1 protein-coding gene and 1 pseudogene are annotated in these 2,032 nt (G+C 66.7%); both read right to left on the reverse strand.

The window, feature by feature from the left end; genetic code table 11:
• The coding region (locus tag VF497_RS05965) for a UvrD-helicase domain-containing protein (protein ID WP_330886712.1) at positions 1-521 on the reverse strand (521 nt) is incomplete at its 3' end.
• Positions 518-2,032 (reverse strand): annotated as a pseudogene (locus VF497_RS05970) (hypothetical protein); the annotation flags it as partial. The gene VF497_RS05965 and the pseudogene VF497_RS05970, both read right to left, overlap by 4 nt.

Genomic DNA, 2,032 nt, shown 5'->3' on the forward strand with positions numbered 1-2,032 from the left:
GCGGTCGCGTGCTCGCGATAAACGTCGGCGGCAAGCGTCGCGATCAAATCCTTGTCGTCGGCGACGAGCTCGCCCTGGACCGTGGCCGCAGCGCCATGTTCGGCGAGCGCGCGCTGGCAGAAACCATGAATCGTCGAGATCTGGGCGCTGTCGAGATCGAGCGCGGCCAGGCGCAGACGCACACGCAAGGCAGCGGCATCTTCGCCGCGGGTGAGCGCCGCGGCGACGAGTTGCCGGCTTTGCGCCTGCGCAGGCGACGATACGGCCGTGTCCGGATTCGCGGCGGCCTCCGCGCACAGCATCAGGCGCGTGCGCAGTTCCTTGCGCAATTTCTCCGTCGCCGCCTTGGTGAAGGTGACGACGAGAACATCGCGCACCGACATTTTTTCTTCGACGACCAGGCGCAGGTACAAACCGGCCAGGGTGTAGGTCTTGCCCGTGCCCGCGCTCGCTTCGATCAGCTGCACGCCGTGGAGTGGCAGAGTCAGCGCCAAATCTTCGTCGTCGCGCGCGGCGCTCATGCATCCTCCGTGCGTGCGGCGATCAGCGGCTTGAACACTTCGAGCGCCCGGGTTGCGAAATCCTCGGCCTCGACAGTATCGGGCGCGAACGGATCGAGCCCGCGCACGGCCAACGCAAATGCGGCGTCGGTGCTGTCGGTACCGCTTTGATCGTCCTTGCCCGGATAATAAGCACCGCGCGCCGCCTTGAGCGCATCGGCGTCGGTCGCAGCGGCCGAAGCGCCGCCGCGCTCGGGCGCATTTTCTTGCCAGCGGTCGGCGTAGACGTATGAGGTTTTCGGAAAGAACAACAGCGGTCGGCGCCGACCCTGCGCGTAGCCGTCGAGCAGGCGCTCGAGCTCGAGGTGTGCCGCGATCGAGTCGATGCGATCGATACGCAGAGTCTGCACCACGCCCTTTTCCAGACCGATCAGCACGAGTCGCGCCGAACCTCTGGCTGCCGCAAGCGCCAGCAGATCGATCCAGGCGTCGAGGACGCGCTTGCCGTGCAACGCGCCTGCACTCGCGCGGCAGATCAGCCCGCCGTAGTGTTCGGGCAAGCTGCCGGTCAGCGTGCGCCCACTTGCGAACGTGAGCGTGAACTCCTCGGCGCGCACGAGCTGCGCATCGCCTGCATGCGCGCGCGCGACACGCGCGAGCTCGCCTGCGGACGACGACGCATCCGCGTACACCTCGGCCCCGCTTTCGCCGACCGGAAGCAGCGCCCGCGCGCGCCAGTGCGCGATATCGATCGCAGCGGATTCCGCCGCACCCTGCGCTTGCATCAATCCATCGACGAGCAGGTAGCGGCCGAGCCCGCCGAGTTCCAGCGGATCGGCATCTTCGCTCTCATCCTCGCTGCGCGGCAGTTGCATGCCGAGCTGCTCGGAGAAAAACGCGCGCGCAGGGTTGCGCCAGAACCAGCGCAGCTGCTGCAGATGCAGATGCAGATGCAGCGCGGATTGTGCGGGCTCCGCGGTGTCGGCATCCGCCAGCGCGGTGTCGACGAACGGCGGCAGAGGCAGCGTCTCGCGCGCACGCCGCGTGGCGTCGCGCCAGGCTTCACGATAGGTGAACACGCGCGCATCGTCGTTCGCGAACAGGCGCGGCGAGAACGGCTGCAACGGGTGCTTGACCACGAGCCGAGCGCGCGCTTGCGGATCATCGGCGAGGTAACTGCGCCGCAACACTTCGAGCAGTTCGGCAACGACCGCGGAAGGCTCGCGCTCGGAGCCGTCGCGCTGATCCTCGCCGATCCACGAGAGATAAAACACATCGCGCGCCGAGGTCAGCAATTGCAGAAACAGATAGCGATCGTCATCGCGATCGGATCGCTGTCCGTGACGTTTGCTGCGATCGCTGCGATCAAGCGCAGAGCGACGGTCGCGGCGCGGAAACGCCTCGTCGTTCATGCCGATCAAACAGATCACGCGGAACGGCACCACGCGCAGCGGCAGCATGCTCGTCACGCTGATGCCACCGGCGAAGAAACGATAGCTGCGCTCGGGCTGGCTCAAGTTTTCGCCGAGGAA

This window comes from Rudaea sp., from assembly GCF_036383415.1.
Lineage (GTDB): Bacteria > Pseudomonadota > Gammaproteobacteria > Xanthomonadales > Rhodanobacteraceae > Rudaea.